Source organism: Rhodococcus sp. NPDC059969 (genome assembly GCF_042738325.1).
GTDB lineage: Bacteria > Actinomycetota > Actinomycetes > Mycobacteriales > Mycobacteriaceae > Rhodococcus_F.
This window is the reverse complement of sequence record NZ_JBHWUF010000014.1, coordinates 1-26886: the sequence shown is the minus strand read 5'-3', so window position 1 is coordinate 26886 and position 26886 is coordinate 1. Positions and strand designations below refer to the sequence as shown.

Sequence of the window (26886 nt, the reverse complement as noted above, 5' to 3'; positions counted from 1 at the left end):
TTCGTTGAACCCCAAAACTAGTGAGGCACCCGATCCACCACAACACGAAGTGTGATCTGTAACACGCCGTTAACAATTGGTGAGAGAACCAGAAATGGTCTAGCCCGAATCTCTGGGGAGTCCGAAGTCGTCGGTTTCGGACTCCTATTCAGGGAATGGAGGGCACCAGCAGTGAATCGAATGCTTTCGACCCGTGCCGAGATCGCGTTGGCGATTACTCGAGAAGCAGGAGATCTTGCCAGGCACTGGTTCGACAAGTCGACGCTTCGGGTCGACACGAAGTCGGATGGATCGCCCGTCACCCAGGCTGATCAAGAGATCGAACAGATGATTCGCGATGCTTTGTCCGAGAACTTCCCCGATGACGGCATCATGGGCGAGGAGTTCGACGACGTCGTGGGTTCGAGCGGAAATCGGTGGATCATCGACCCGATCGACGGAACGAAGTCGTTTGTCCACTCAGTGCCGCTCTATGCGAACCTCCTCGCATACGAAGAGGCGGGTGAAATTACATTCGGGGCGATCAATCTGCCCAGCGCCGGTGTGCTCGTGTCAGCAGAAAAGGGCGGTGGATGCTGGAGAAACGACGAGCCCGCCGCTGTCTCCGACCGGACGGATCTCGACGGCGCGTATCTGATGGCCACGTGGCTCGAGGACTGGAAGCCGGATACGATCCGCGATCTCAACTCGCGGGGCGTCATTCTCCGCACCTGGGGTGACGCGTACGGCTATGCGATGGTCGCCTGCGGGCACGCCGATGCGATCGTCGATTATACGACCAAGGCCTACGACCTCGCGCCGATGCCGGTGATCATCGAAGAGGCGGGTGGTCGCTTCTCGAGTCTCGACGGTCGTCGGAACTTCGACTGTGGCAACGGAATTGCATCGAACGGTCATCTGCACGACTCCATTCGCCAGCTCGTCAACTGAGGGAAGGTCCGATGAAGGATTTCATCCGCGGGCTCAGTCACCGAAAGATCATGGTGTTCTTCGGGTCCGTTTACGGTATTGCGCTGCTGTTTGCACTTTTCCCGCCCCTTTACCTCTGGGGCAGTGGAGTTTCGACGCTGGTGTTCGGAATCCCGTTCAGCATCATGTACTGGATTCTCGACGCGCTGGTTCTCGGGTTGGGCCTATGGGGCTTGTACCTGGTCGAAGACCTTCGCGGTGAACTCGACGAAGAGCTGGCGCTGACGCCGGCCGGTCCGAATGGAGAATGACATGGCAATCATGCTCGGAATGCTGGCGTTGTTCTACGCCGGAGTGCTCTTCATTCTCTATGCGACTCAGCAGAAGACGAAGCCGACGTTCGAGGAATACTCGGTCGGCGGCCGTAGCTACGGCCCGTGGTACGTGGCCATGTGCTACGTGAACTCCTGGTGGCCGGGCGCGGTATTCATCGCTTTCTTCGGGATGGCTGCGGGTGCAGGAGTTTTCGGATTCTACGGCCTCGCCTACTCCAGTCTCGGTGTCGCGATGATGTACTTCATGGCTACAAGGGCGTGGCGATGGGGTGCCCGATACAACCTTCGATCACAGCCGGATCTTCTTGGCTTGCGGTTTAATTCACGTTCGGTGAAGATGATCGCCAGTCTCATCGGAATCGTCTCGGTCTTCCCGTGGGTGGTTCTCGGAATGCAGGCACTGGGGGAGGTATTTCAATACGCGAGTGAGGGTCGATGGTCGGTGACCACCTGCTTGCTTGTCGGGTTGGCGCTGATCCTGATCCGTCAGTACTGGACAGTGAAGATGGGCATGCGTGGGTTGATCATGACCGATGCGTTCCAAGGGATCGTCGCGTACGTGATTGCAGCACTTGTATGTCTGGTCTTGTTGTCCGGCGTCGCCGGCGGCCCGATCAGCATGAGTGCGCTGGCGCAGGTCCCGATCGAATTCCTGCGGGTGCCCGGCGACGGCGACGCTTACGGTCCGTTCTACCTCTTCAGCCTGATCTTCACCGGCGTAGTCGGATCGTTGTGCTGGCCGATGAGTTTCCAACGGATCTACACCGCGTCGGGAGTCCGTGCAGTAAAAGCGGGGACTATACGTACCGTGTTGATCTCGAGTGTGTTCTACACGCTGTTGATGTTGTTGGGTATCGCCGCATCCCAGATGCCGGAGGTCATCGCAAACCCGCAGGCTGCATGGTTCACGATCATGGAGTCGTACGGGGGAACCTGGCTACTCGGTCTGGGTGTGACAATGGTGTTCGCGGCGTCGATGGGCCACATCGACGGAAGTGTCCAGGTGTGTGGTCTGCAAATTGCGAACGATCTCGTCAACTCCGACAAGCGCAAACTTTCGGATTCGGCGCTTACCGTGGTCGCAAAAGTCAGCATGGTGGGGTTCATGGCATTGGCCGGAGTGGTGGCCTATGTAACGTACGACATGACTCGGTTGCAGCTCCTTGCACAAATCTCCTACCAGGGCGTAGTCCAGTTGGCCGTTCCGCTCTTCTTCGGAATCTTCTGGCGGGGTGGCAACAAGTACGGGGCAGTTTCGGGCATGCTGTCGGGTTTCGGGATTGCGTTGGTGTTGACCTTCATCTACCCGGATGACATCGCCGGACTTGGCTCACTGACCGGCGGTGTAGTCGGAATGGCCGTCAATCTCATCGTGTTCCTGGTCGTCTCCGCTCTGACCGGTATCTCGGCGGCCGAGCGAACTCGGGTGGAAGAGATGTTCGAGATCGCCGCTCGTTCGGTTGTTCCGAATCATGTCTCCAAGGTGGAGGATTCCTCGGTGAGGGTAACGAATGTCTGATTTCCTCGCAGACTTCGACGCGATGTCGAGATTCGGCGCCACCGAGGGAGGTGGAGTGGAACGTCAAGCCGGAAGCGCGGCGGACGGGCAGACCAGAGACTGGTTTCGTATCTGGTTGACGGAGAATGGTTTCCATTGCCGCGTCGACGCAGTGGGCAACCTTTTCGGCTCCCTCGAATGGATCGAAGGCGCTCCGCACGTCTTCGTCGGCTCACACCTCGACAGTCAGCCGAAGGCAGGTCGCTTCGACGGAGCCTTCGGCGTTCTTGCCGGGGCGCATGCTGCCGCCGTTGTGGCCGAACGAGTCGCTGCCGGAAGTATCACACCGTCCTTCAACCTCACCGTCGTCGACTGGTTCAACGAGGAGGGATGCAGATTCAGCCCCAGCTTGATGGGCAGTGGGGTTTTCACCGGGAAATTCGCGGCTGATGAGGTCCTCGACACCGTCGATTCGGACGGTCGGACGGTCCGCGGCGCACTCAGGGATATCGGCTACCTGGGTTCGGACGAGCCGCCGGAGTGCAGTGCATACGCAGAGATCCACATCGAGCAGGGGCGAGTCCTGGAAGAGGAGGGGATCTCGATCGGCGTGGTCACCGCCAACTGGGCAGTGCGCAAGTATCTCGTCCGAGTTCGCGGCGAACAGGCACACACCGGCGCGACGTCGATCGAAGACCGTAGGGATGCGCTCCTCGGCGCAGCACAGATGATCGTCGCGGTTCGTGAGGTGGCGTCGGCGTTCCCTGCGGGGGCTGTTCTCACGTCGATCGGTAGATTGACCGTCCAACCGAACTCACCTGTTGTGGTGGCGTCCGACGTAGTCATGTCAGTGGACATCCGGTCAAGTGAGGAAGCGGCTCTCGACAAGGCTCATGAGCTGTTCCTGCAGGCGAAAGCCGATATCGAAGCGCTGGGCGAAGTCTCCGTCGACATCGAATCGGGTTCGCTGCGCCCCAGCACTTCCTACCATCTCGCCGGTATCGAGTTGTCCGAATCGGTTGCCGGCGGATTGGGGCTGAGCGCTCGGAGAATGCTCACCAGAGCAGGACACGATTCGATCAATCTCAAAGACCTGGTGCCGACGGTGATGTTATTCGTGCCGAGCGTCGGCGGCATCTCGCACGCGGAGAACGAATACACCGAACCCGAAGATCTGTTCGCTGGACTGAACATGTTGACGGGTGTGCTCGAACGGCTTGTAGTAGAAGGATTGTCGTCGGAACAGGAGCAATCGTGATGGACAAGGTACTTCCGCAGAACATGTCGTCGCTCGTTGAGGGGTACCGAACCGGTGAGTTCACGCCCGTGGATTCATTGAGTGCAACTCTCGCGTTGATCGACGCTGTCAATCCGTCGATCAATGCGATGGCGATGGTCGACGTGGACGGCGCCCGATCGGCGGCCGCAGAATCGGCGGCACGATGGGCTGCCGGCACCCCGTTGAGCAGTCTCGACGGAGTCCCGGTCACCATCAAGGACAGCGTCAACGCAGTCGGTATGCCGTGGCGCCACGGGAGCGCAGCGCACTCGGATGTTCCTGATGCCGAGAGTGATTCACCGCCCGCGGCGCGATTGAAGGAGGCAGGCGCCGTCATCGTGGGCAAAACGACGATGCCTGACTTCGGCATGATGGCCGCCGGCGTCAGTTCGCTGTACGGCATTGTTCGCAATCCCTGGGATCTCTCACGCAACACCGGTGGCTCCAGTGCCGGAGCAGGTGCGAGCCTTGCGGCGGGCATCGGATATGCCGCGGTGGGCACGGACATCGCCGGCTCGGTGCGATTGCCGGCTGGACACTGTGGGTTGGTCGCACTCAAACCAACGCAGGGGAGGATTCCGCACTTACCGTCTTCGATGATGCGCTCACCGGGTCCGATGGCCAGGACGGTGGACGAGGTGGTCGACATGTACCGGGCCATCGCGCGCCCTGACAGCCGTGACGCCTGGTCACTCCCAGCGCAGTCCATCGACGAATCCCGCTGGGAGACAGAGGTGAGAGGTCTGAGAATCGGCGTGATGACAGGAATGGGCTACGGATACGAAGCAGAACCTGCGGTCGTTGCCGTGGTGGATGCTGCGGCGCAGGTACTCGCGGCGGCGGGGGCAAAGGTGACGAGGGTGACCCCGCCGTTCGATTCCGATCCCTATGCACCACTGGATCGATTGTTCCAGGTTCGCGCCCGGGCGGAGTGGGAGTCGATACCTGAGGAACGGAGAGCGGAAGTGATTGCTGCAGTGTCCGAGTGGGCTGAACCGGCGTCGCTCGCGAGCGCTACCGACTATTCACGCGATCTGGACGCGGTGAACACGGCACAGGCACGGCTCCAACGGCATCTCGAGCCATACGACTTCGTGATAAGCCCGGTCATTCCGGTGGTGGGATTTGACGCAGATATGGTCGGTCTCGACCCCGAACGGCCCTTGGCGCATTGCAGTTTCACAGCGTGGTTCAACCAGACCGGGCAGCCGGCGTCGACGGTGTGTTTCGGAATGGTCGACGGTTGCCCAGTCGGGGTGCAGATCGTCGGATCACGTTTTGCGGACATTGATGTTCTCGCGATGACCAAGTGGCTCGAGGACAGGCGGCCTTTCGACATGACGTGGCCTGACGTCACGCTACGTGTATCCGGAGGAGTCCGATGACTGACACCAAACAGCTTGTTCAGCAAGAATTGTCGGCAGGTGGGCTGTTTCTCGACACCGAAGTAAGACTGGACGCTGGATCGCCGGTCATGGCCAGCCCGAGTTGGTGGGGCGCGGACTCCGATCATTGGATCGTCGATGACGCAACGCCGGATTCGGTTGGCAGTGACCGGGTCTTCGTCAAAGTCATGCAGCAGCATTCGCTCGAGTACGTCGATGTCGGAGCGTCATTCCGCGCTGCGGTCGCAGCGGGACTAGCGGGTATCGGTCCTCGAGTCCGCCACTCGAATGCCGCAACAGGAGTGCTGGTGATGGACGATCTAGGGCAGATGGCATCGACGGCGACTCTTGATCTCTTCGATGACGTCGAGGCGATCGAACGTCTGGTGCATCTGCGACGGGCAGTCCACGCGCTGCCTCCGTTCACGCGAACATCAACGGTCTTCGACGATCTCGATGCTGCCTTGCTCATCGCGCAGCACGCCGGTTCGTCACTGCCAGTTGACCTGGACTGGATGCTTCGGGCCTTGGATCCTGCCCGATCACGAATAGCGAGCAGTGGATTCGACGTTGTTCCGTGCCACGGCGACGGCAATGTGTCGAATGTGATGGTCGTGGAAGAAGACGCATCGTTGAGATTGGTCGATTGGGATTGCGCGGCGATGATGGATCCGCTGCAGGATCTCGGCGTCTTACTCGCGGAGTTGGCTCCGTCCGATCTCGAGGCGCGCCCTGTCTTCGAAATGTACTGGGGAGCATGGGATTCAAGCCTGTTCGATCGTAGCCGCATTTACGGGATTGCGGACTCGCTGAAGTGGGGTCTCATCGGCTCCTTCGTCGATGTGATTCGACCGGGAACATTGGAGTACTCGAAGTTCGCAGACTGGCAATTCCTACGTGCGCGAATCGGTTTGCGCGATCCGCATTTCGACGACCGAGTCCGAAACCTGTGAGGCAAGGATGACCATGACCGAGAATACTCAGCAACCTGACCTTACGCACTGCATGGCCGACGAGCGTGTGTGTGGTACTGCTCGAACGGATTTCGAGAGGGGCGTCGAAGAGGCCTTGGCTTCGATCGCCGACTGGCGCGGACGCGAGATCCGATACGCGCCGGTGCACGGTGGCCTGCAGAACAGTAATTGGCGAATCACTGTCGAGGGCATCGACCGCCGGTACTTCTTGAAGATTCCCGGTGCCGGAAGCGAGTCGTTTGTCGATCGCGTTGCGGCGAACGAGGCCGCGATGCTGGCGGGTTCGCTGGGAATAGCTCCGGAGATGATCCTGTTCGATCATCGGACGGGAATCGAGGTGATCGAGTACATGGAAGGGTATCGCGGCTGCACCAACGGAGATCTCAAGCGTCCGGAGATCGCGTTGCAGATCGTCGACCTGTATCGGACACTGCACTCGGCCCCGCTGATGTCCCTGACGAAGACGATTTTCGACATGATCGACGAGCATCTCGATCAAGCGCGCGAACACGGCGTGATGCTTCCTCGGGACTTCGCCCTGATCGAGCGTGAGTATCACACCGCAAAGTCTGCCTTGTTGGCTTCCGGTCTGGATCTGGTTCCGTGCCATAACGATCCGATGCCGGGAAACTTCCTGTATTCGGAAGGGCATCCGCTCAAACTTGTCGACTACGAATTCGCAGCCAACAACGACAGAGCGTATGAGCTGGCGATTTTCGTCACCGAAATGTTCTTCGACGAGCGCCGGACGTTGGAACTGATAGACGCCTTTTACGGAAGCAGCGAGTGGTCCGTCGTGTCGCGTGTTCACTTGTTCGGGGCGTTGGCAGATGTCAAATGGGGCCTGTGGGGATGCATCAACAATCGACTCAATTCGGGTTGGGATTTCGACTATCACAAATACGGAGTGTGGAAACTGATGCGTGCCCGCTCGAAGATGTCCGATCCGAGATGGGCCTTGTGGCTTGACTCGGTGTGAACGGTGCGGTTGGCCAGCCTATTTCGTACACCCACTTCGGAGGAATTGATGACGGCTCACTTTCACGATGCGAGAACATCACGTGTCTCGCCACTCGACGCAAACGGTTACGTGCCCGAAGACGCTGCAGGACTCGACGCGCGGACACGAGATCTCATCAGGCGTAGAGCGGATGTTCTCGGCCCGGCGTCGCCGTTGATGTATCGAAATCCGGTGGAAATCGTTCGAGCACAGGGACTTCGGCTCTACGATCGTGACGGAACGTCGTACCTCGACATGTACAACAATGTCGCGAGCGTGGGACACTCGCACCCCAAGGTCGTCGACGCCGTGCGTAGACAGATCGCCGAACTCAACACTCACACAAGATATCTGAACGAGGAAATTGTTCAGTACGCCGAAGATCTGGTGTCCACGTTTCCGAGTCAGCTCTCCACTGTGATGTTCACCTGTACGGGATCGGAGGCAAACGATCTTGCCCTGCGCATCGCGAGGGAAGCCACGGGTAATACCGGTGTCATCGTCACCGAAAATGCTTATCACGGAGGCACGATCAACATTGCCGCGTGCTCGCCGTCGATGGGTTCCGCTGATTCGGGCGATGAACCATGGGTCCGTGTCGTGCCTTTGCCTGATCCTCGTGTCGTAGCGGACATCGACCGAGAATCCTGGTTCGCTGACCGTGTCAGAGAGTGCATCGACGGACTGAACCGCGACGGCATCGGTGTAGCCGCACTACTAGTCGACACGATATTTGCTTCCGACGGAGTATTGACCGACTCGTTCCTCTCAACGGCTGTCGATCAGGTGCACCAAGCGGGTGGTCTGTTCATCGCGGACGAGGTGCAGCCGGGCTTCGGTCGGCTGGGGTCCGGTATGTGGGGGTTCGCGAGGCATGGGGTCGTCGCAGATATCGTCACTCTCGGAAAACCGATGGCCGGTGGCGTACCTCTCGCCGGGGTGGTGCTTGGTGACAATTTGGTCCAGCTGACGGCGGGCGAGCTTCGGTACTTCAACACGTTCGGTGGGAATGCCGTGTCGATTGCTGCGGCGCAGGCGGTGCTCGACGTGATTCGGGGAGAAGAGCTGATCGAGAATGCAGCAGTGATGGGGGCTCGTTTGACCGATGGGTTGCGGACGTCTGCACACCGCGACCCGCGCGTGGGTGCGATCCGTGGAGCCGGGTTGTTTGTCGGGGTAGACGTGGTCGATGCGGATTCGGGCGAACCAGATCCGTCCGGTGCGCTCGACATTGTCAACGGACTACGTGCACACGGTGTGTTGATCTCGGCGACAGGCAGACACGGCAACGTTCTGAAGATTCGGCCACCGCTCCCGATATCGGCCTCGGATGTCGACGAGTTCCTGACACGGTTCGAGATGGTGTTGGTCGCGTAACGGAGGGTCGGCGCGCGTTCGGGCAGATTCTGGAACAGTGGTAACCGGCGACCACCAGGAGGCGTGAGATGACAGACGGAACTGACGACGTCTTTGTCGTGGCGTCGGTGACCGAACGGCGAACGCTCATCTCCACGCGGGTGAGGGAGTGGTGTGCGGCGGGGACCGTCGAGTCGAACCGGCCGGAGTTGTCCGACGACGTCGCACTGCTGATTGCCGGTGGCTTTGCGGACGAGTCGACGCGATCGATCCTGGCGAACCGGCGCAGTGTCGGGCGCTCGTTCCCGGAGATCGGCGGCTTCTCGGAGTTGCGCTACCTCACCGACGAACTGGCCCGCACCAGACGCAGACTGCTCGCGACCCGCATCGGTCCTGTTCAGGTAGTCCTCGAACGGCGGGTGCAGACGCTCGACAAGCGCGTGCAGTCGATGCGTTCGGCGATAGTGCATTCCAATCGTCACTTCGCGAGCAGCGTCCGTGCCATTCGCAAGGACCGCCGCGACGGCCTTCATCTCGACGTCGAGCAACGTGAGGCGCTTTTCGCCGGGCTCACCCGCACCCCGGTTCCAGCCAAGCTGCCGGTGGGGTTGGGGGTCGTGGCAAGTGGTGGAAACGCTGCGCTCGACAAACTTGCCGCCCAGCTGGGGAAGGTCCAGGGAACCGGTGTCATCGCCGACGCGGGTAGGCGGATCGCGGAGGTCCTCGACGGACTGGTCGATTCCGAGCCCGAAGGACGTGCAGGGGAGTACGACGCTCTGCTTTACCTCGCCGGAAATCTGTTCGACCGGATCGAAAGCTCCAGCGCATGGCATTCCGACCACTTTGTCATTCAACGCAATCAACTCGACCTGGCCGACGAGATCACCCAGATCGCGGTCGATACCGTAGCGCTGCGTTCGATTCTCGCGGAGTTGGACGACGCGGCTGCGTTGGCACGCGACGAGGGAACCCGAGCCGGGATCGCTTCGCGCAAGGAAGCGCTCGGCGCGGTCTGGGACCAGTTGGTCGAACGCGTCGCGGCGCTCGCGCGGATCGGTGACCTGGTCGCACGGGCCGAGGATCAGTTGAGTTCGCAGCGCGCGGTTGCGCATGCAGCGAGCCTCGACAGCCGGATCGACGACCTACTTGCGCGCTCCGGTTCACGTGAACTTTCGGCCGCAAACACGCACTACGTCGGGGATCAATTCGACGGTGTGGAAGAGCTGATGTTCGCTCACCGCGCTGCTCTTTACGGGGACATTGCACTGCTGACCTCTGGGAACGAGCGTCGGGCGCCGTAGTCAGGCCGACGTCGGAGCTGTAAGGTCGGAGGTACTGACCGGCCGTACGATCGAAGAACAGGCCGAGAATTCGCTCCTTGCTCGACCCCGTGCCGATCCGGTGATGCGGGCGTATCCGCTTCAAGACAGGTCGATCATGGAAGACACCGCAAGCCGCGGCATCAATGCGTTCATTTCCGAAGCTACGCAGCGTGGGGGCAAAGCCGTCCGGCTCACGCACTCGCGTCGTAATCCCGTCGAGGTGACGGGTGCAGACGGCACCAGTCGTATCGTCCGAGTGCGTTCGAAGCTCGAAGGCGACTGGCAGGCCAGGCGTCAAGACGAGTCGCTCGAGAGTGACGACACGCGCTCCGAGTTCTGGGTGTTCGTGGACCTGGCAGCAGATCCGCACGAGTTCTTCATGCTGCCCTCCAACGAGGTCGCGGACGACATCCGTGCCGAGGTCGACCTGTGGATCATGGACAGCCCCGGACGCAATCGCACCGGTCATCATGCGATCCCGCGCGGACGCGTCGTGCACGGCCATGATCGTTGGGACGCTCTGGGCCTCGCTGCCGTCAAGGATCCGAGCATTCACGTCGAGACACCGGTCGCAGCCAAGCGCAAGGCTTCGCCGGTCGCGGCGAAGAAGCGGCGCGCCAGCGGAGTCGAGGAGATCGAAGTTGTCGACAATCGCCTCGAGATGACGGCTGATTGCCACGGATACCGCTGGGTCGGACGCTTCGACGAAACCACCGAGGTGGTCGAGATCATGCGCGGACCGATGGAAGGCCGCCGATTCCCCGATCCGACCGCGGCCGCCAATGCCGTCACCGGTCACATTTCAGGCGACACCGAGAGCCATGACGGCTGGTCGTTCTGGACGATCAATAACACTGCTCTCGGTGCCCATCTCAAAACTGCCTGATCTAGGCGCCGACTGCCGCCGACACCCGTTCGAGCGTGTCCAGTTCATTCGACGACAGCACGAGGTTCGGGGCGTCCAGTAGCGCGGGGAGCTGCTCCGGCCGGCTGACGCTCGCGATCGGTGCGGTGATGCCCGGTCGAGTCAGCAGCCAGGCCAGGGCGACTGTCGAGATCTCGCTGTCGTGTGCCTGTGCGATTGTCGCCAGTTCTGCGACGACGTCGAGTCCGGCGTCGCTGAAGTATCCAGCGGTCAGTCGTTCGCGGGAGCTGCCTTCGATGTCTGCGCGGGTCTTGTACTTTCCGGTCAGGAAGCCGGAGGCGAGAGCGAAGTAGGGGAAGACGCTGATGTTGTTGTCGGTGGCGATCTCGGCGAGTTCAGGTTCGTACGACTTACGGTGCACCAGGTTGTAATGCGGTTGCAGCGCGATCGGCGCGGCGTAACCGTTCTCTTCGGTGATCCGCAACCACTCCCGGATGCGGTCGGGGCTGTAGTTGGAGATTCCGAGGTAGCGAACTTTGCCCGCGACGACCAAGGCATTGAAGGCTTCGAGCGTTTCTTCGAGCGGAGTCTGCGGGTCGTCGAAATGCGCGTAGTACAGATCGATGCAGTCCGTCTGCAGACGGCGCAGCGACGCCTCTGCAGCGGCTGCGATGTTGTCTGCCTTCAGCCCTTTGAAATCGGGATGGCTACCCACCTTGGTGGCGACGACGATGTCGTTCTGCAGTCCCCGATCGGTGATCCATTTCCCGATGATCGTTTCGGATTCCCCACCGGAATTTCCGGGAGCCGACGCCGTGTACGAGTCGGAGGTGTCGATGAAGTTTGCACCGGCTTCGGCGAACGAGTCGAGGATCTCGAAGGACGTCTTCTCGTCTGCGGTCCAACCGAAAGGGTTGCCGCCCAAGCTAAGTCGGAAGATGTCGAGGTCCGAATTTCCGATGATCGCCACTGTGTGGAACTCCCGTCGATGAAGGTGGTCGCTGCATCCCGCACCGTACCCTCTCACGGCCCTGACGATGGCGCGCCCTCGCCAGGTTCGCCGAAAAATGTATCGGATCGTGATTGCCGCCGTCGGTGTTGGGTATGGCCTCAAATACTGAATTCTTCGATGGACTGCTGATAGGAGCGTCCGATGATGATTGTGGACGAAGCCACCCGCGTCGTCCGTGGTGTGGCAGACGCAACGACGACGGTGGCCGGAGCCGTTGGTGGTGGTGTGATCGGCGGAGTGGCAGGCGGGATACGCGGAACGGCGGAGGGCGTCCGAGACGGAATTCGTTCGGGTAGTTCCTCGACGCCGACCGCGGTTCTGACGATGGCCGCCGTCGGAGCGGCAGGGTTGGTGGAATGGCCGGTGCTGTTGGCAGTCGGCGGCACGGCCCTGGTGCTTCACGAATGGGATCGCAAGAGCGGTCGGCCTCATCGCGAGGTCAAGGCGGTTGGCCCCTCGACGAAGATGGAGGCGGCGAAGAAGGAAGCGGCGAAGAAGGAAGCGGCGAAGAAGGTGTCAGGCGGAAACTCCCACAAGGTGGCCAGTCGGTCGCAGGATCGAACCCACAGTTCTTCGCATACTCGATCCACTTCCTGATGTTCGCCGCGATGGCCCGGCGTGTGGTGTCGGTGGCAACTCTGCCACCGCGCCTGGCGTTGTCGGGCCTCGCGTTGGTCGGCGGATCCGCGATTTCGCGAACCTCAGTCAGTGATGTGGTGCTGCGGACCGGCACGCTTGCGTTGGCGGGCGTCGGGATGATTCCTGCAGCAGCGGGTTCGATACTTCGCGCCCCTCGAGTGCCGGGTTCCGCCTATGTCTCGGCGGCGGCGTCGGCGATCAATTATCAACCCCGGGTGCGTCGGCGAATCGAACAGGCAGTTGGCCGTTCGTTGACCGACTTCGCTTTGGAGTCGGCGACGTCGTTCGCGGACGTTCTGACCTATGCGCCTGCGTCGCTGGGCGTGGACTTCGGGCTGAGGACGATGCTGCTGAGCGAAGCGATTGCAGCGCGAAACTCGCGGCGTGTGTGGTCGCTCGACACTGGTGGGCGCGGTTCTTCCGTGTGGCGTGAACGGAGTGGTCCGGGGGAGCGTTACGCCGACAGGATCGCTGGGGTTCAGTTGGTTGCCGGGGCTGCACTGGCGTCCGTGTTCGCCGGCGGTGACACCGTCGCGACGAGCATCAAGGTTTCGGCACCGCGACCACTGCGGATGTCGCGCGAATCGTTCGCTGCTGGTTTGTCATACGGTCTGTGGCGGACGCACCGCGTCGCCGTTTCGGACCCTGCGGCTCTACGCATGCTCGATCGGGTCGACACCGTCCTCGTCGATCCCACCGTTCTGTTCGAAGATGCGCTCCGGGTTTCCGACCTACGAGGAGTGTCGGAGTCGGACCGCCTCGCGGTGTGGGCACAAGCCAGGAAGGCTCTGTCTGACGGAACTGTCGGAGTGGGAAGGCACCGCATCGGCGGCGCCGAAGTGGTCGTGCGACCCGTGCGAAAAGGGCTGGCGGAAACACTGATAGGTGAAATACGTGCGGCCGGGGTCGCAGCCGTCACGATCGACGACGACGGGCTCGGAGCACTGCGAAGTGGATTCGACGAGCTCTATCCGGCGCAGGCGACTCCCGAAGCCGGCCTACGCGAAGCGCTCTCGGCGTTGGCCGCCGATGGTCGGACAGTTGCGATCGTGTCGAGCAGGGCGATATCGAGACAGACAGTTCTACGCATCGGGATTTCACCACCGAGCGGCGAGCACGTGAGTGCAGACATCCACACCGACTTGGCTGGGGCGTGGCGGGTTGTCCATGCGCTCCCGGCTGCCCGAACAGCGACCAGGCGTGGAGTCGAACTCTCTTCTGGCTCTTCGGCATTGGGTGGGTTAGTCATGCTTCCAGGAGTTCGAGGCGTTGGGCCGGGACCGGTCACGGCTGGGTCCGCTGCGGGCCTGTGGACCGGATACACCTTGTCCCGATCGGTGATTCGGACTCCCGTCCCAGTCGGTACGCCCAGCGATACCTGGCATGAGATGGACGGTGATGCTGTACTTGACGAACTGTCCGAATCCGTCCGACATGTACCGCACCGCGCGGAAGCTCGTGTGCGAGCGCCCGCACGGTTCAGGTTGATCCGTGACGGATTGTCGGCGTTGCGAACAGAATTGGCGGACCCACTGACGCCTGTGTTGGCGACCGGCTCGGCTGCCAGTGCAGTCCTCGGGTCACCGGTAGACGCCGTCCTGGTCGGCTCGGTCTTGGTCGGCAATGCCGCGATGTCCGCTGTTCAACGTCTGCATTCGGAACGGGCGGTGCAGCGGCTTTTGCGGACTCAGGAACCGGTCGCTCGGCGAGTGACCAACGCTGGTGAGGTCGAGGTAACGGCAGACGCGCTCGAACTCGGTGACGTCGTGGCGCTCGAGTCCGGAGACATCGTGCCCGCCGATTGTCGCCTGTTGAGCGCCGAATCGTTGGAAGTCGACGAGTCGTCGTTGACGGGGGAGTCCCTGCCCGTCGACAAGCAGACCGACCCGACCCCTGGGATGCCACTGGCCGAGCGAACGTGCATGGCCTATGCGGGGACAACTGTGCTTGCCGGTTCCGGTCGAGGCGTGGTCACAGCCACCGGAGCCCGAACAGTGACCAGGCGCGCCGATGTCGGTGTGTCCCGATCCGGACCTGCGGTGGGCCTGACCAACAGACTGCGCGAACTCACCAGGGCGACCCTGCCGGCCAGTATCGGCGGTGGGGCGATGGTGACAGTCGCGGGTCTGGTTCGTGGTACCGGTCTGCGCCACGCTGTCACCGGTGGTGTGGCAGTGGCGGTTGCCGCCGTCCCGGAGGGGCTGCCGCTGGTCGCGACTCTGGCTCAACAGGCTGCGGCTCGAAGGCTCACTGCAGCAGGCGTTCTGGTTCGTGCTCCACGTTCGATCGAGGCGCTCGGCCGTGTCGACGTGGTCTGTTTCGACAAGACCGGAACCCTCAGCGAGAACAAGCTACGGGTGGCCACGGTCGAACGCGTCGACGGTTGGAACGAAAGCGAGATTTTGGAAGTTGCGGCGCGCAGTGCCTTGGGAAGTCGCGACGATCGCGTGTTTCATTCGACGGATGCCGCCGTCGTCGATGCAGCCCAGCAAGCACTGGACGAGGCTTCGGTTTTCGGTGATGCCGACGCCCTCAACCTTGTTCCGTTCAGATCTGGGCGGCCGTACTCCGCGGCCTTGCTGGGAAGACGGATTGCGCTCAAGGGTTCACCGGAATTCGTGACGGAAGCAGGGCGAGATCCGAATGCTGTGTCGGCGAGGCATGTTCAAAGCATGGCCGGACGCGGACTACGGGTGGTTGCCGTCGCACAGCGAGAGCTGTCGGAACACGACGCGCGACGTGCTGGGAGGGACTCGGAGTTTCTCGAACGGTGTTGTTCCGAGGGACTCGAGGCGGTCGGCCTTCTCGGGCTCTCGGACACGTTGAGACCCGAAGCCACGCAACTTGTTCGAGCACTTCAAGGCAAGGGGCAGCAAGTGCGCGTGCTGACCGGCGATCATCCGACAACAGCTGCTGCAGTCGCCACCGAACTGGGGATGGATGTCGCACGCGAGGACGTTGTCACAGGTCCGGACTGGGAGAACTTCTCTCGCGCCGAACGACGGGACGCCGTCCGCTGTAGCAGCGTCTTCGCACGTGTGACCCCCGAACAGAAGGTCGAGATCGTGCAAGCGTTGGAGACGGACGGGCGGGTGTGCGCCATGGTCGGTGACGGCGCGAACGACGCCGCGGCGATCCGAGTCTCCAGCGTGGGGATCGGCGTGGCGTCGACCGACAGTGATCCGGCGCGCGGCGCCGCGGACATCGTGCTCCTCGACGGCCGAGTCGGCGGATTGACCGACGCATTGGACGAGGGCAGTCAATTGTGGCGGCGGGTCAGATCAGCGGTGGGGGTGCTACTCGGGGGCAACGCGGGCGAAGTGGCATTCGCGCTGATCGGTTCTGCGTTGTCCGGCGAATCACCGCTCAATGCAAGGCAGTTGCTGCTGGTCAATCTGATGACGGACGCGCTGCCTGCTGCCGCGCTTGCGGTGAGTACCCCGTCGGAGAACGGATCCGAGAAGTCTGGACACATGGACATTCACGCGTTGTGGCAGACGATCGCTGTCCGCGGCGGTGCCACGGCAATCGGCGCGCTGGCAGCGTGGCTGCTGGCCCGGACGAGTGGCAGGCGGCGGCGAGCGTCGACGGTGGCGTTGGTTGCCCTGGTGGGCACCCAACTGGGGCAGACGCTGCTCGAATCGCGAAGTCCGTTGGTGGTCGCAACCGTTGCCGGATCCGCTGCGGCGCTGGTGACGCTCGTCAGTACGCCCGTGGTCAGCCAATTCCTCGGTTGTACGCCGCTCGGCCCTATCGCGTGGGGCCAGGCGGTGGGGTGTGCGTCGGCAGCGACGCTTCTCGCGGCGTTGGCTCCGCGGGTGTTGGAACGGATCGCAGAACCGGAGGAGAACAAGGAAGGTCAGTCGACGATTCGCAAGACCCCGACGCGGACGAGCACCGCGTACACCTCCCGGACCGGTGGAGTCAGCGCTCGCGACAACGTTGAGATCAAAGAAGCGGAAACCAGTGAATCGGACACGCTTGTCAGCGTCGCTGCTGGAAGTGACACGTCGCCGAACTCCCGGGCGACCCGAGATGAATCCTGAGGAATCGTGACATGTCCCAGAACGCCGTCGACCAGCCGAACACCGTGGATCACCGTGCAGTGGTGGAATCCGTCCGTTCGGCTCGAAGCTTCGAGTTGGAGTTGCCGATCGTCGGCGCCATTCCGGTGCCGCGCCCTGAACAGATCGCCTACTTTGCGGTGATGGGACTGATGGTGGCCTTCGAAATAATCGAGTGGCCCGTGGCGGTGACCATCGCGGCGGGGCATCTGCTCGCGACAGAGCAGCACAATCACGTCCTCGAAGAGATCGGAGAGGCGCTCGAGGGCGTCTGAAGCCAGCGCTGCCTAAAGACAGATCGAGCGGCCCCGCATTTCGCGGGACCGCTCGACGTGCGGAGAAACCTACTGCGCGAGTGCGCGCTTCATGCCGCGTTCGACTGCTGCGATGATCTGCGGACGCAGTTCTGCGGCAGGCACGATCTCATCCACCGAGCCGACCTCTCGGGCCCGCTGGATGTTGTGGATCGCTTCGAATTCGGATGCCACTTCGCCGAGCTTGTCGGAGCGGACGGCGATGCGCTGAGCGTTCAGTTCGACGCGCAGATGTGCTTTCTCCGTGTCGTCCTTGGCTGCTGCCAAGTCTGCTTCGAGTTGCTGCACCTTCGGATCGTTGTTGGTGCGGGTGTTCACCTCACGGGTGAAGACCACTGCGGCGGCGGGGGCACCGCCGAGTACCGAGGCGAACGAACCTTCGACAGCAAGAACTTCCATGTTGTCGTTGAGCGCGCCGGAGAACACGACGAACGCGCCGCCGTGGTAGCGGGAAACGACGCAGAACACGATCGGTCCGTCGAAGTTGACGATGGCGCGGCCGATTTCGGCGCCGTACTCGAGCTGGATGTTGCGCAGCGACTCCGGCGAGCCGTCGAAGCCGGACAGGTTGGCCAGCACCACGATCGGACGGTTGCCGCTCGCAGCGTTGATCGCGCGGGCCGTCTTCTTCGACGAGTTCGGGAATAGCGTTCCCGATGTCCAGGTGTCGGGTCCGTCGGCGGGGAATCGACCCTTACGCGGGATCGCGCGGGACTCGATGCCCACCACCGTGACCGGATGTCCGGCGAGGTGCGCATCCAGAACGACCGAGGTGTCGGCGCCGGCCATGTCGGCCCAACGCTCGAGTACCGAGTGGTCCTGGTCGACCACCGAACGCATGACGGTGCGAATGTCGAAGGGCTTCTTGCGATCCGGGTTCTTCGCCGAGGAGAAGATATCGCCGACAGTCTCGAAGTCGCTCGACGGGTGGGTGTGCGGGAAGCTACGCACGTCGCGATCGACGGGGTCCGTGGTCGCCGCGCGCCTCGGGAACCGTTCGCCGGGAGCGAGGTACGAGTGTGCGTAGTGACGGAACAGGATCTCGCACGCCGCGGTGAGGTCGGGGGCCCAGTACTGGGCCTGGCCGTTGGGGCCCATGACGCGGTCGTAACCACCGATACCGAAGTTGTCTTCGGCCGACACACCGCCGGAGTAGTCGAGAGACTGCTTGCCGGTCAGCACCATTGCGCTGTCCGGGGTCATCACCAGAATGCCCTTGGTGTGCATCAACATGGTGGCTTCGGCGTTCCAGTAGGGCTGAGCGCCGACGTTGATTCCCGTGACGACGATGTTGATCTCGCCGCCGTTCTGGGTGAAGGTGATGATCCGGCGCAGACCACGCGAGACCCAGTCCATGTTCTCGGTGCCGCTCTCCATCGAGATGGTGGCACCCGAGGACAGTGCGAACCACTCGACCGGAGCGTTCAACTTCTCGGCCAGGTCGATGGCGGCTACCACGCGTGAGCACTCGGCCTCGGCGACTGTACCGAGCGCCTTGGTCGGATCACCGAAAAGCGCTACGCGGGTCATTCCCTCGGGATAACGCGGCGTCGGAGTGTTCACGAGGCCGACGACGATGCCGGCCTTGTTGAGTCCGTACGGACGCTCGACGGGGGACAGGACGCCCGCTTCGTCGAAGTCGTGCTCGACGAAGGTGCCCTTGGTGCCGGTCAGCAGCGGAATCAGCTCGTACGGGTACACCGTGCCACGTGCCCGCGAACTCTGAACCTTCTGCGCATAGGCGTCGAGGGGGAGCAGAGGTTCGGTGGGGGGAGTGGTCTTGTTGATGACCACACCGGCACCCGCGCGGTAGGAGAAGCGCAGCGCAACTTCCTTGGGTGCGCCACCCTTCCGGTCCTTCAAGCGGGTGATGAGCGTGATCTCTTCGATCCCGGCACCGACGGTCAGTCGGGCTGCGTTCTGAGCGATCACCGAGAAGCGTTCGCTGGGAACGTCGGCGACCGGCCACACGTAGAGCACGACGCGGTTGGCCGCGAGTCGACGCTTGTCCCCGCGCTGGGACTGCGCACGGCGGATGCCGTCGAGGCAGGCGGCAAGAGTGCGCTCGATGGCCGGAAGCGCAACCATCTGGCCTTCGTCGTCGAGTTGCGGTGTCACGTCGCGGATTTCGGCCAGAGCGATCAGACGCTCGTCCTTCGGGTTCTCCTTGGCGGAGAGGTGGAACAGGTAGGTGTTCTCCGGAGCCGGTAGGCGCTTTCCGTTGAAGTTCTTCAGGCGCCACATGTCCAGACGCTGACCCGTGAGCGGGTGCATGTCGCGAATGATGTGGTCCTCGACCAGTTCACCGTCGACCGGCCGGAAGGTGACCCATCGGACCGGATCCCCGTTGGGGTTGCAGATGATCACCGTGGCGCGCCGTGAACGGGTGATCGTCTCGTTGCGCGAGAGTTCGGTACGCAGCGTTTCGACGAGTGTATCGCCGTCAGCGGGCTGATTCGGCCAGTCGAGGTAGATGTCGACCACCAGGCCGCGACCCGACGGAGCATCCTGCGCGATCGTGGCGACATCGTCGAGAGCGGTTCCGAGAGCATCGAATTCGGCCACAGTCGAGACCAGGTGCAGACCGTCACCCTTGAGATCGAAGTTACCGGTTACGAAACGGCGGTCGACGTGCTCGAAAACGCGGACGTCCTCGAAGGAGTGAATCTTGTAGTAGCGACGTGTGATGACCTCGAGCAGCGGTCCGCCGTCGCGGTTGCCGAGGCCGATCTTTCGACCCAGCAGGTCCAGGAGCGGTTCGGGGGTGGCGACGAGGTTGGCGATCCGCTCGTTGAAATCAGCAGCGTCCGGCTGCTCTTCGAGGTAGGCGAGGTTGCCGCGTACTCCGTCGTAGACGTCTTCGCGAACCTTACGGATTCGCGGCTCGTCGAAGAACCGGAAGCGAAGGTTGCGGGCGACGTCGCCGATGACGGGGTAGCGGACCTGCGTCGCGACGATGAGTCGATCGAGAACCTCGTTCAGCTCCTGAGCCGAGCAACCGGGAGCCTTGTCACCGACCAGCCAGCCTTCGAGAAGTGCTGCAATGACCGGGATCTGGGCTTCCATGCGCTGCAGAGCCAGGAAGAGTCGGTAGACCGCTTCCTCGACTGCCTGGCGATCTTCCAGATCGGTGACGTCGTAGTGGCGAAGTGCGCGTTCGAGTCTCGTGCGGAACGACGCGGGCAAACCTTCACGCTCGGCGTCGAGCGAGTGCAGGAAGGTGTGGAAGTGCTCGCGGGGGCTGTGGACGGATTCGTCCTTCGCCGACTCACCCGAGGTGGGCTTGTTGCGCGAGAGCTCACAGATGTCGGCGAACGTGGTCAGCACGGCGAGTTCGGCCTGTACCAGTTCGCGGTCCTCGGATTCGAGTGCGCTGCGAAGTGCGTCGTACTCGGCCAGAACAGCGTTGGCGTGCTTGCCGCTGACGTCGTAGCCACTGAGCATCGCGGTCAGCGCTTCGAGCTGTGCCAGCGCGTCGTCGCGGGCGTCGGTACCGGAAGTCGCAGCAGGAAGGTCGAATTCGACGCGCGGAGCCTTTTCCGCGACAGCTTCCTCACTGACCTGGTCGACGCGCAGGAGCGGCGCGCCGGCATCGACCTGCGAGTTGACGGTGGCGAGAACTTCTCGCACCTTGCCCGCGTAGGGAGCGCGAACTGCGGTCTCCATCTTCATGGATTCGAGCACGACCAGAGTGGAGCCGGCTTCGACGTCGTCGCCGACCGCGACCGGTACGGCCACCACGACGGCAGGAGCCGGCGCGCGGACCACTCCGGCGTCGTCCTGGCTGATCTGGTGGCTGATGCCGTCGACCTCGACGAGATAACGAGCCGGGCTCACAACGGAAACGACGTGGAAGCGGCGGTCACCGATCACCAGACGTGACTCGAAGTCACCGAGACGATCGACGTCGACCTCGATGTCGCCTGCGTCTCCGTCGACGCGGTAGCGGTGCGGGCCGATGCGCCCGACGGTCAGTTTGTATGCCTGACCTTGGTAGTTGAGCTCGACACTACGTCCGATCGCGTGATTCGCGCGGGGGCGACCGCCACGTGCCGAGGCGAGGAAGGCCGCACGCTCGAGGGACTCTTCGGCGTCGTAGGCATCGATGGCGGTGGCGATCAGTGCGACGTCGGCGCGGCGTGTGGCGCCGGTGAGGGCGCCCGTGCGGTCGAGCCAGCCGGTATCTGCGGATGCCGAGATGACCTCGTCGCGATCCAGGAGATCGAGGAGGAACGACTTGGTGGTGGTGCCGCCGTCGAGTACGACGGTGGTTTCACGGAGGGCGGTGCGTAGACGCGCGAGTGCCTCCGAGCGGTTGCGGCCCCACGCGATGACCTTCGCGACCATCGAGTCGTAGTCAGGCGGAATGACGTCGCCGGCCGCGATACCAGTGTCGACGCGGATGCCCGAGCCGAGCGGGAACTTCAGCAGCTGAACGGTGCCCGGCGCCGGAGCGAAATCGTTGTCGGCGTCTTCGGCGTTGAGGCGAGCCTCGACGGCATGACCGAACGCGGGCGGGCAGTCGCCGACCAACTCTTCACCGCTGGCCACGAGAATCTGCAGTTTGACGAGGTCGATGCCGGTCGTGACCTCGGTGATCGGATGCTCGACCTGAAGGCGCGTGTTGACCTCGAGGAAGGTGAAGAGCTTGTTCTCGGGCTGGTAGAGGTATTCGACCGTGCCGGCGCCGTGGTATCCGGCTGCTTTGACGAGTTCGGCCGAGACCTCCTTGAGGTGGTCCGACTGTTCTTCGGTGAGGACGGGGGAAGCGGATTCTTCGATGACCTTCTGGTTGCGACGCTGAATCGAGCAGTCACGAACGCCCGGAGCCCAGACGTTGCCGTGGTTGTCGGCGATGATCTGTACCTCGACGTGGCGCGCATCGGTGACAAGGCGTTCGAGGAAGACTACGGGGTCGCCGAACGAGCGCTCGGCCTCGCCCTGGGTGCGCTCGAGCGCAACTTCGAGCTCGTCCTCGGCCCACACCTTGCGGATGCCGCGTCCGCCGCCGCCGCTGCGAGCCTTGATGATCAGCGGGTAGCCGATCGCCTGCGCGTGACGGCGTGCGTCGGCGCGAGTCTCGACCGGCCCGCCGCTCCACGGGGCGACCGGTACGCCGACCTTTTCGGCGAGGATCTTGGCGGCAACCTTGTCGCCGAGCAGGCGCATCGCGTCGGCGCTCGGACCGATGAACGTGATGCCCAGCTTCGCGACGATCTCGGCGAACGTGGGGTCCTCGGCCACGAAGCCCCAGCCGACCCAGACGGCGTCGGCCTTGGCTGCGAGAAGTGCTCGCTCGAGTTCGGCGTAGTCGAGGTACGGGCTGCCCGTGCCGGTGCTGCGGAGAGTGACACCTTCGTCGGCCTGGCGAACGAACATGGCCCGACGCTCGGCCTCTGTGTGCAGTGCAATGACGCGAATGCCGTGGTCGTGTTCGGCGTTCAGTTCGCGTACAGCCCTGATCAGGCGGACCGCGGCCTCACCTCGATTGACCACTGCGATTCGTTTGAACATTGTCACTGCCACCGTCCCTTGATGAGATTCTTCGTCACGTACGTTGCGATATGAGCCGACCGTGTCCCACATACCCGGATTGTCCGGTTCGTGAACTACGCCGCGATGCGCTGTGTTTCCCCCGGTTGCGCGTCGGCAGGTGATTGCCCTTCCGGTTCGTCGAGTCCCTTGCGCCGAAGCACCGTGTGCGCTGATGCACCACGTGTGCCTTGTGCGCCACCCTGCAGGCGTGGACTCAGAACCGCTCCAATCACGAATCAGCAACATATTGTGTCTGCTTCCAGGGAATCCCTGGTTTATCTAAGGATGCAGTATGTCGACGCTCATGTCACCTGGGCGAATTGAAGAATATTAGTCAACGTGAACCACGGTTACATATATGGTGTTAAACCATTGCAGTGCAACAGGATTCGCTCTTGTGACACGGATCACGATGGTAATGAAATTGGCAAGAAAGTGAATACTCACTGGTAACAAAATCGCATATTCGGAGAATTCTCCCGATTGCTCGATTATTACTGATCGGTACTACTGGCGAGTATTTTTTATGTCCTGTAGGACCGTTTTCGAGAAATCGCTTTCGATGGTTGCGATGTGCTTTGCGATCGCATCGAGTCCTCCGGAAGGGAGTTGCAATGCGTCGCCGAGGGCAAGTGAAGTCCGCTTGAAGTGCTCGACAAGTGGTTCGTATTTCGTGACCAGTCTCAGTCTGTCGGTCTCGTTCAGGTACTTCACGCTTCCCGCGTTGTCGACGAAGTCGCTGAACTTCACGAGGAACACTGCGGGATCCGCGATCGCGCGGATGACGTGATCCTGGTATCCGGCGGTGGTGTTGTCGTGCGGGTATTCGATCGGATTGGTCACTGCCTCAACAAGTTCGGAGATTCTGTGGCCGAAGCGCGAGGCGATGAGTGTTGACGCACGTTCTTGCGCATCGGAAGGGGACATATCGTCTGCAGTCTGACCACCGAGGAGCGCGATGACGGCGTGTGGTCGGTCCTCGACCGTGTCGTGAAGCGCGGTTGCGCTCAGGATCTCGACATCGGAGCACCCGTACCGAAGCAGGCGCAATACATTTCGTAGGGGATGAACGATGTAGGGATCCTCGTCGGACTTTATCCCGTTCTTTCTGAACTGATCGAGGTGCGCGAGGGTCGCGACCTCCATGGCGAGTCGCAGGGTTTCACCCGGGATCGCCAGTTCGTCGACGGCGCTCTCGATGGCGAAGACCAGCGTCGCAGCGTCCATCTCTTTCAGGGGCAACTGATCGAATGCAGATCTGATCGGGTCGGAGTTGCTCATGCCGAATAGCCTTCCGGTTGGTGAGGCGTCGCGACGAATGTCCTGGTGCGGATCTGCGATCGAGCCCTGGTTGACGCCGGAAATACGGGCCGAGGTCAGAATCATCTTGATTCTATCCGGCGACTGCGACAGCAAGTGTTTCTAGCGTTGTCATCGAGGTCGGCGGGGAGTTTCGTCCGCGTCCATCACAAGCAAACTAGGGCAGGAAGAGGTTCGATGACCACGGAGGCGACCCTGGCGTCGTTTGTCGAGACAGTTCACACGGATGTCGACATCCATCCACTGGACGACCCTGTGCGACAAGGTCTTCGCGGACAACATGCGCAGTTCGCTCACTGGGCAGGGAGGGTTGCACGATACGACCCGACGGTCGCGCCGTTTGTCGGTCATCCGCCCGAGTTGGACGCCGAAGACTGGGAGAACCTGCGCACACTCGTAGGTCCGGGCGGCACAGTAGGTTTGCGAGGATTCGACCATCATCCGCCGGTAGGGTGGCGCATTGTGGATCAGTTCGGCTCGGTGCAGATGGACGGCTCCGCACTCGAAGTCTCTGTTGATCCGTCGGTCGAACTTCTCGGAACGAGCGATGTTCCCGAAATTCTCGCGTTGATCGAGCGCACCAAACCCGGGCCTTTTCTCGCTCGCACCGTCGAGATGGGGAGCTACTACGGCATTCGCGTCGACGGAAGACTTGTAGCCATGGCGGGGGAGCGGCTGCACCCTCCGGGATGGACGGAAATCAGCGCGGTGTGCACTGACAGCGATTTTCGAGGTCGAGGACTGGGCACGACCCTGATCCGAGCCGTCGCCGCCGGGATTCGCGAGCGCGGCGAGCTGCCGTTTCTCCATGCAGTGCAATCGAATACGAATGCGATCAGACTTTACGAATCGCTGGGATTCGTGCTGCGGAAGAAGTCCCGGTTGACCGCGGTGCAGGCGCCTGCCTGATCGAATTCTCGCCGACGCCTGTGTTTCGGGCGCTCGGCCACTAGTCTGAACAAATGACAGTCGATCAGGCGTTGGACAGTGATTTTCTCACTCTTGCCGATCCGTACCGCCGCGAGTTGCTGGCGCACTGCTATCGCATGATGGGGTCGATTCACGACGCCGAAGACCAGGTCCAGGAGACGTTCATCCGGGCTTGGCGCGGGTTCGACGGTTACAAAGGCCAGTCGTCGCTCAGGACCTGGCTCTACCGCATCGCGACGAATACGTGCCTGACCGCGCTGGAGGGGAGATCGAGGCGTCCCCTCCCGACAGGCCTCGGCGCACCTAGTTCGGACCCGGCCGACGATTTGATCGAGCGCAACGAGATCGCCTGGTTGGAACCGATCGCCGATTCTGCGTTGGGCGACGTCAATGATCCGGCCGTCATGGTCGTCAATCGCGACTCGGTGAGGCTCGCGCTTGTCGCCGCTTTGCAACACTTGTCCGCGCGCCAACGTGCAGTTCTGGTTTTGCGCGACGTTCTGCAGTGGAAGGCATCGGAAGTTGCGGAGGCCCTGGACACCACAACCACTGCGGTGAACAGCCTGCTGCAGCGGGCTCGCGCACAGATCAATCACATCGCGCCCACTGAGGACGACCTCGTGGAACCGACTACCGAGGCTGCCCGGAAATTGCTTCGCGACTACGTGCACAGCTTCGAGAGCTACGACGTCGAGGCCATCGTTGAGCTGTTCACGCGCGAGGCCATCTGGGAGATGCCGCCGTTCGAGGGTTGGTACCAGGGTCCCGAGGCAATCGGGCAGCTCATCGGAACCAAATGCCCGGCCGACGGACCAGGGGCGATGCGTCTACTTCCGACCGCTGCCAACGGACAGCCGGCGTTCGGCCTCTATATGCGCGAGCCCGACGGCGTTCACCGAGCGTTTCAGCTGCACGTTCTCGATGTCACCGAGTCAGGGATCTCGCACGTGACGTGTTTCTTCGATCTGAGCCTGTTCGCACGGTTCGGATTGCCCGCAGAACTGTAGGGGCAAGGAGTTGCGCGAGCCCTCCGGTTTGGAGGACCCGCGCAGCTGCTCGTCACTGCTGTCGCTGTGCGTTACTGCTGGGGAACCGTCGCGGCCGGGTCCATCCACATGACCTCCCAGACGTGGTTGTCGAGGTCGCGGAATGCGCGTCCGTACATGAAGCCGTGATCCTGGGGCTCCATCCACTTGCTACCACCGGCAGCAATAGCCGCGTCGACGAAGGTGTCGACTTCCTCCCTGCTGTCGGCCGACACACACATCAGGGCCTCGCGAGCTTTCGACGTGTCACAGATGTCGTCGGCGATGAAGTCCCCGAAACGCGGTTCGTTCAGGAACATGACCGTGGCGGAATCGCTGACGATCATCGAGACGGTGTTCTCGTCACTGAACATGTCGTTGAACTCGAAGCCGAGGCCGCTGAAGAATGCCCGCGTGGCAGCGACGTCCTTGACCGGCATGTTGACGAAGAGAAGACGAGACATGGGTGCTCCTTGAATTCGGTGGACTGGTTACTGATCGCTTCGGTTCCTGTTGGTTCCTGCTCATACAGACTGCAACGGCAACAGAAAATCATCGCGGTCGGAGAAAATTCGCGGAAATTGTCGGTTGTTAACCCCCAGCAGTGCTCTGACCTGGCGATTTGGTGTTGTGTTGATCTTCGCGTAACTTTGTCCAGGTCAGAGCGACACGGACACCGACTCCCACCTGCGAGGGTGAGTGACACGAGGTTGTACGAAGTGCCTGGCGAACACAATCCAGTTGTTCTTCACGAGGTTCCGGTTTGCGCCGGTGACTTGGTTGGGGTAGGCTGGAAAAGTTGCCCCGGAGCGGCGGCCATAGGGTCGTGGTGATGGTGTGTGCGTGTTCTTTGAGAACTCAACAGTGTGTCGATGAATGTCAGTGCCAAAATTTTTTGGTACTTCACATCCGCGAATGATCAACCGCCTCTTGGGGTTTGGTTGGTTTGTGTGTGGTGTGAGTATTTTTCGTCGGTGATTGTTCATTCTTCCGTCTGAATGGTTGCCGACACATTTTTTGCTAGTTGAGTTTTTTGCTAGTGATTTGACTCTTTTTGTCTATGACTGATTAGTGGGCTTGCCTGCGAAATCTAGAGTCTTCAACGGAGAGTTTGATCCTGGCTC

General features: G+C 61.8%; 19 protein-coding genes. 15 read left to right on the top strand and 4 right to left on the bottom strand.

Annotated features, from left to right (window positions below):
• Positions 1-180 precede the first annotated feature (180 nt).
• From ACFWAD_RS27295 to ACFWAD_RS27250, 10 genes are all read left to right on the top strand, one after another.
• Positions 181-930 carry an inositol monophosphatase family protein gene (locus tag ACFWAD_RS27295; RefSeq protein WP_378449106.1) on the top strand — a complete coding sequence of 250 codons (750 nt, stop codon included), beginning with the start codon at positions 181-183 and terminating at the stop codon, positions 928-930.
• 11 nt (positions 931-941) lie between these two features.
• The gene (locus tag ACFWAD_RS27290; protein ID WP_378549527.1) at positions 942-1220 is read left to right on the top strand and encodes a hypothetical protein; all 279 of its coding nucleotides are present in this window, start codon (positions 942-944) and stop codon (positions 1218-1220) included.
• 1 nt (position 1221) lies between these two features.
• Complete coding sequence (locus ACFWAD_RS27285) at positions 1222-2763, top strand: sodium:solute symporter (protein WP_378539162.1); 1542 nt, start codon at positions 1222-1224, stop codon at positions 2761-2763.
• On the top strand, positions 2756-4000 hold the full coding sequence (locus tag ACFWAD_RS27280) for a M20 family metallo-hydrolase (protein WP_378549524.1): 1245 nt from the start codon (positions 2756-2758) through the stop codon (positions 3998-4000). Before ACFWAD_RS27285 ends, ACFWAD_RS27280 begins: the two co-directional genes overlap by 8 nt.
• Positions 4000-5406, top strand: coding sequence for an amidase (locus ACFWAD_RS27275; RefSeq protein WP_378539160.1), 1407 nt, complete (start codon positions 4000-4002; stop codon positions 5404-5406). Before ACFWAD_RS27280 ends, ACFWAD_RS27275 begins: the two co-directional genes overlap by 1 nt.
• The gene (locus ACFWAD_RS27270; RefSeq protein ID WP_378549521.1) at positions 5403-6359 is read left to right on the top strand and encodes a phosphotransferase; all 957 of its coding nucleotides are present in this window, start codon (positions 5403-5405) and stop codon (positions 6357-6359) included. Before ACFWAD_RS27275 ends, ACFWAD_RS27270 begins: the two co-directional genes overlap by 4 nt.
• 13 nt (positions 6360-6372) lie before the next feature.
• Complete coding sequence (locus tag ACFWAD_RS27265; RefSeq protein ID WP_378549518.1) at positions 6373-7359, top strand: phosphotransferase; 987 nt, start codon at positions 6373-6375, stop codon at positions 7357-7359.
• A 48-nt stretch (positions 7360-7407) separates the two neighbouring features.
• On the top strand, positions 7408-8757 hold the full coding sequence (locus ACFWAD_RS27260) for an aspartate aminotransferase family protein (RefSeq protein WP_378549515.1): 1350 nt from the start codon (positions 7408-7410) through the stop codon (positions 8755-8757).
• Positions 8758-8825: 68 nt separating this feature from the next.
• Positions 8826-10037, top strand: a complete 1212-nt coding sequence (locus ACFWAD_RS27255; RefSeq protein ID WP_378549512.1) for a hypothetical protein — start codon at positions 8826-8828, stop codon at positions 10035-10037.
• 136 nt (positions 10038-10173) lie between these two features.
• On the top strand, positions 10174-10944 hold the full coding sequence (locus tag ACFWAD_RS27250) for a hypothetical protein (protein ID WP_283302988.1): 771 nt from the start codon (positions 10174-10176) through the stop codon (positions 10942-10944).
• A gap of 1 nt (position 10945) precedes the next feature.
• On the opposite strand, the gene ACFWAD_RS27245 is transcribed toward ACFWAD_RS27250, so the two are convergent.
• Positions 10946-11893 (bottom strand): aldo/keto reductase, encoded by a 948-nt coding sequence (locus tag ACFWAD_RS27245; protein WP_317556799.1) that lies wholly within the window; start codon positions 11891-11893, stop codon positions 10946-10948.
• Positions 11894-12076: 183 nt separating this feature from the next.
• Between ACFWAD_RS27245 and ACFWAD_RS27240 the strand changes: the two genes are divergently transcribed.
• From ACFWAD_RS27240 to ACFWAD_RS27230, 3 genes are read left to right on the top strand one after another with little or no spacing between them, the layout of a single operon-like run.
• The gene (locus tag ACFWAD_RS27240; RefSeq protein ID WP_378549507.1) at positions 12077-12532 is read left to right on the top strand and encodes a hypothetical protein; all 456 of its coding nucleotides are present in this window, start codon (positions 12077-12079) and stop codon (positions 12530-12532) included.
• Positions 12532-16620, top strand: a complete 4089-nt coding sequence (locus ACFWAD_RS27235) for a cation-translocating P-type ATPase (RefSeq protein WP_378549504.1) — start codon at positions 12532-12534, stop codon at positions 16618-16620. Before ACFWAD_RS27240 ends, ACFWAD_RS27235 begins: the two co-directional genes overlap by 1 nt.
• An 11-nt stretch (positions 16621-16631) precedes the next feature.
• Positions 16632-16913: a hypothetical protein gene (locus tag ACFWAD_RS27230; RefSeq protein WP_378549501.1), complete on the top strand. Its 282-nt coding sequence runs from the start codon at positions 16632-16634 to the stop codon at positions 16911-16913.
• Between the two features lie 69 nt (positions 16914-16982).
• Here ACFWAD_RS27230 and ACFWAD_RS27225 read toward each other — a convergent pair whose 3' ends face one another.
• Together ACFWAD_RS27225 and ACFWAD_RS27220 are read right to left on the bottom strand one after the other, a co-directional pair.
• Positions 16983-22466 (bottom strand): carboxyl transferase domain-containing protein, encoded by a 5484-nt coding sequence (locus ACFWAD_RS27225; protein WP_378549498.1) that lies wholly within the window; start codon positions 22464-22466, stop codon positions 16983-16985.
• Positions 22467-22994: 528 nt separating this feature from the next.
• Complete coding sequence (locus tag ACFWAD_RS27220; RefSeq protein WP_378549495.1) at positions 22995-23768, bottom strand: hypothetical protein; 774 nt, start codon at positions 23766-23768, stop codon at positions 22995-22997.
• 216 nt (positions 23769-23984) lie between these two features.
• On the opposite strand from ACFWAD_RS27220, the gene ACFWAD_RS27215 reads away from it, so the two are divergent.
• A complete protein-coding gene (locus ACFWAD_RS27215; RefSeq protein WP_378549492.1) occupies positions 23985-24716 on the top strand; it encodes a GNAT family N-acetyltransferase in 732 nt (243 codons plus the stop codon).
• A 53-nt stretch (positions 24717-24769) separates the two neighbouring features.
• Positions 24770-25744, top strand: coding sequence for a sigma-70 family RNA polymerase sigma factor (locus tag ACFWAD_RS27210; RefSeq protein WP_378539148.1), 975 nt, complete (start codon positions 24770-24772; stop codon positions 25742-25744).
• Between the two features lie 71 nt (positions 25745-25815).
• Here the strand turns inward: ACFWAD_RS27210 and ACFWAD_RS27205 are convergent, their stop codons facing one another.
• A complete protein-coding gene (locus tag ACFWAD_RS27205) occupies positions 25816-26226 on the bottom strand; it encodes a VOC family protein (RefSeq protein ID WP_003945103.1) in 411 nt (136 codons plus the stop codon).
• Positions 26227-26886: the final 660 nt, after the last annotated feature.

Bases quoted from the DNA above. Each gene is read 5' to 3' on its own strand.
- ACFWAD_RS27295 (WP_378449106.1), top strand. From the start codon at position 181: ATGCTTTCGACCCGTGCCGAGATCGCGTTGGCGATTACTCGAGAAGCA.
- ACFWAD_RS27290 (WP_378549527.1), top strand. From the start codon at position 942: ATGAAGGATTTCATCCGCGGGCTCAGTCACCGAAAGATCATGGTGTTC.
- ACFWAD_RS27285 (WP_378539162.1), top strand. From the start codon at position 1,222: ATGGCAATCATGCTCGGAATGCTGGCGTTGTTCTACGCCGGAGTGCTC.
- ACFWAD_RS27280 (WP_378549524.1), top strand. From the start codon at position 2,756: ATGTCTGATTTCCTCGCAGACTTCGACGCGATGTCGAGATTCGGCGCC.
- ACFWAD_RS27275 (WP_378539160.1), top strand. From the start codon at position 4,000: ATGGACAAGGTACTTCCGCAGAACATGTCGTCGCTCGTTGAGGGGTAC.
- ACFWAD_RS27270 (WP_378549521.1), top strand. From the start codon at position 5,403: ATGACTGACACCAAACAGCTTGTTCAGCAAGAATTGTCGGCAGGTGGG.
- ACFWAD_RS27265 (WP_378549518.1), top strand. From the start codon at position 6,373: ATGACCGAGAATACTCAGCAACCTGACCTTACGCACTGCATGGCCGAC.
- ACFWAD_RS27260 (WP_378549515.1), top strand. From the start codon at position 7,408: ATGACGGCTCACTTTCACGATGCGAGAACATCACGTGTCTCGCCACTC.
- ACFWAD_RS27255 (WP_378549512.1), top strand. From the start codon at position 8,826: ATGACAGACGGAACTGACGACGTCTTTGTCGTGGCGTCGGTGACCGAA.
- ACFWAD_RS27250 (WP_283302988.1), top strand. From the start codon at position 10,174: ATGGAAGACACCGCAAGCCGCGGCATCAATGCGTTCATTTCCGAAGCT.
- ACFWAD_RS27240 (WP_378549507.1), top strand. From the start codon at position 12,077: ATGATGATTGTGGACGAAGCCACCCGCGTCGTCCGTGGTGTGGCAGAC.
- ACFWAD_RS27235 (WP_378549504.1), top strand. From the start codon at position 12,532: ATGTTCGCCGCGATGGCCCGGCGTGTGGTGTCGGTGGCAACTCTGCCA.
- ACFWAD_RS27230 (WP_378549501.1), top strand. From the start codon at position 16,632: ATGTCCCAGAACGCCGTCGACCAGCCGAACACCGTGGATCACCGTGCA.
- ACFWAD_RS27225 (WP_378549498.1), bottom strand. From the start codon at position 22,466: ATGTTCAAACGAATCGCAGTGGTCAATCGAGGTGAGGCCGCGGTCCGC.
- ACFWAD_RS27220 (WP_378549495.1), bottom strand. From the start codon at position 23,768: ATGAGCAACTCCGACCCGATCAGATCTGCATTCGATCAGTTGCCCCTG.
- ACFWAD_RS27215 (WP_378549492.1), top strand. From the start codon at position 23,985: ATGACCACGGAGGCGACCCTGGCGTCGTTTGTCGAGACAGTTCACACG.
- ACFWAD_RS27210 (WP_378539148.1), top strand. From the start codon at position 24,770: ATGACAGTCGATCAGGCGTTGGACAGTGATTTTCTCACTCTTGCCGAT.
- ACFWAD_RS27205 (WP_003945103.1), bottom strand. From the start codon at position 26,226: ATGTCTCGTCTTCTCTTCGTCAACATGCCGGTCAAGGACGTCGCTGCC.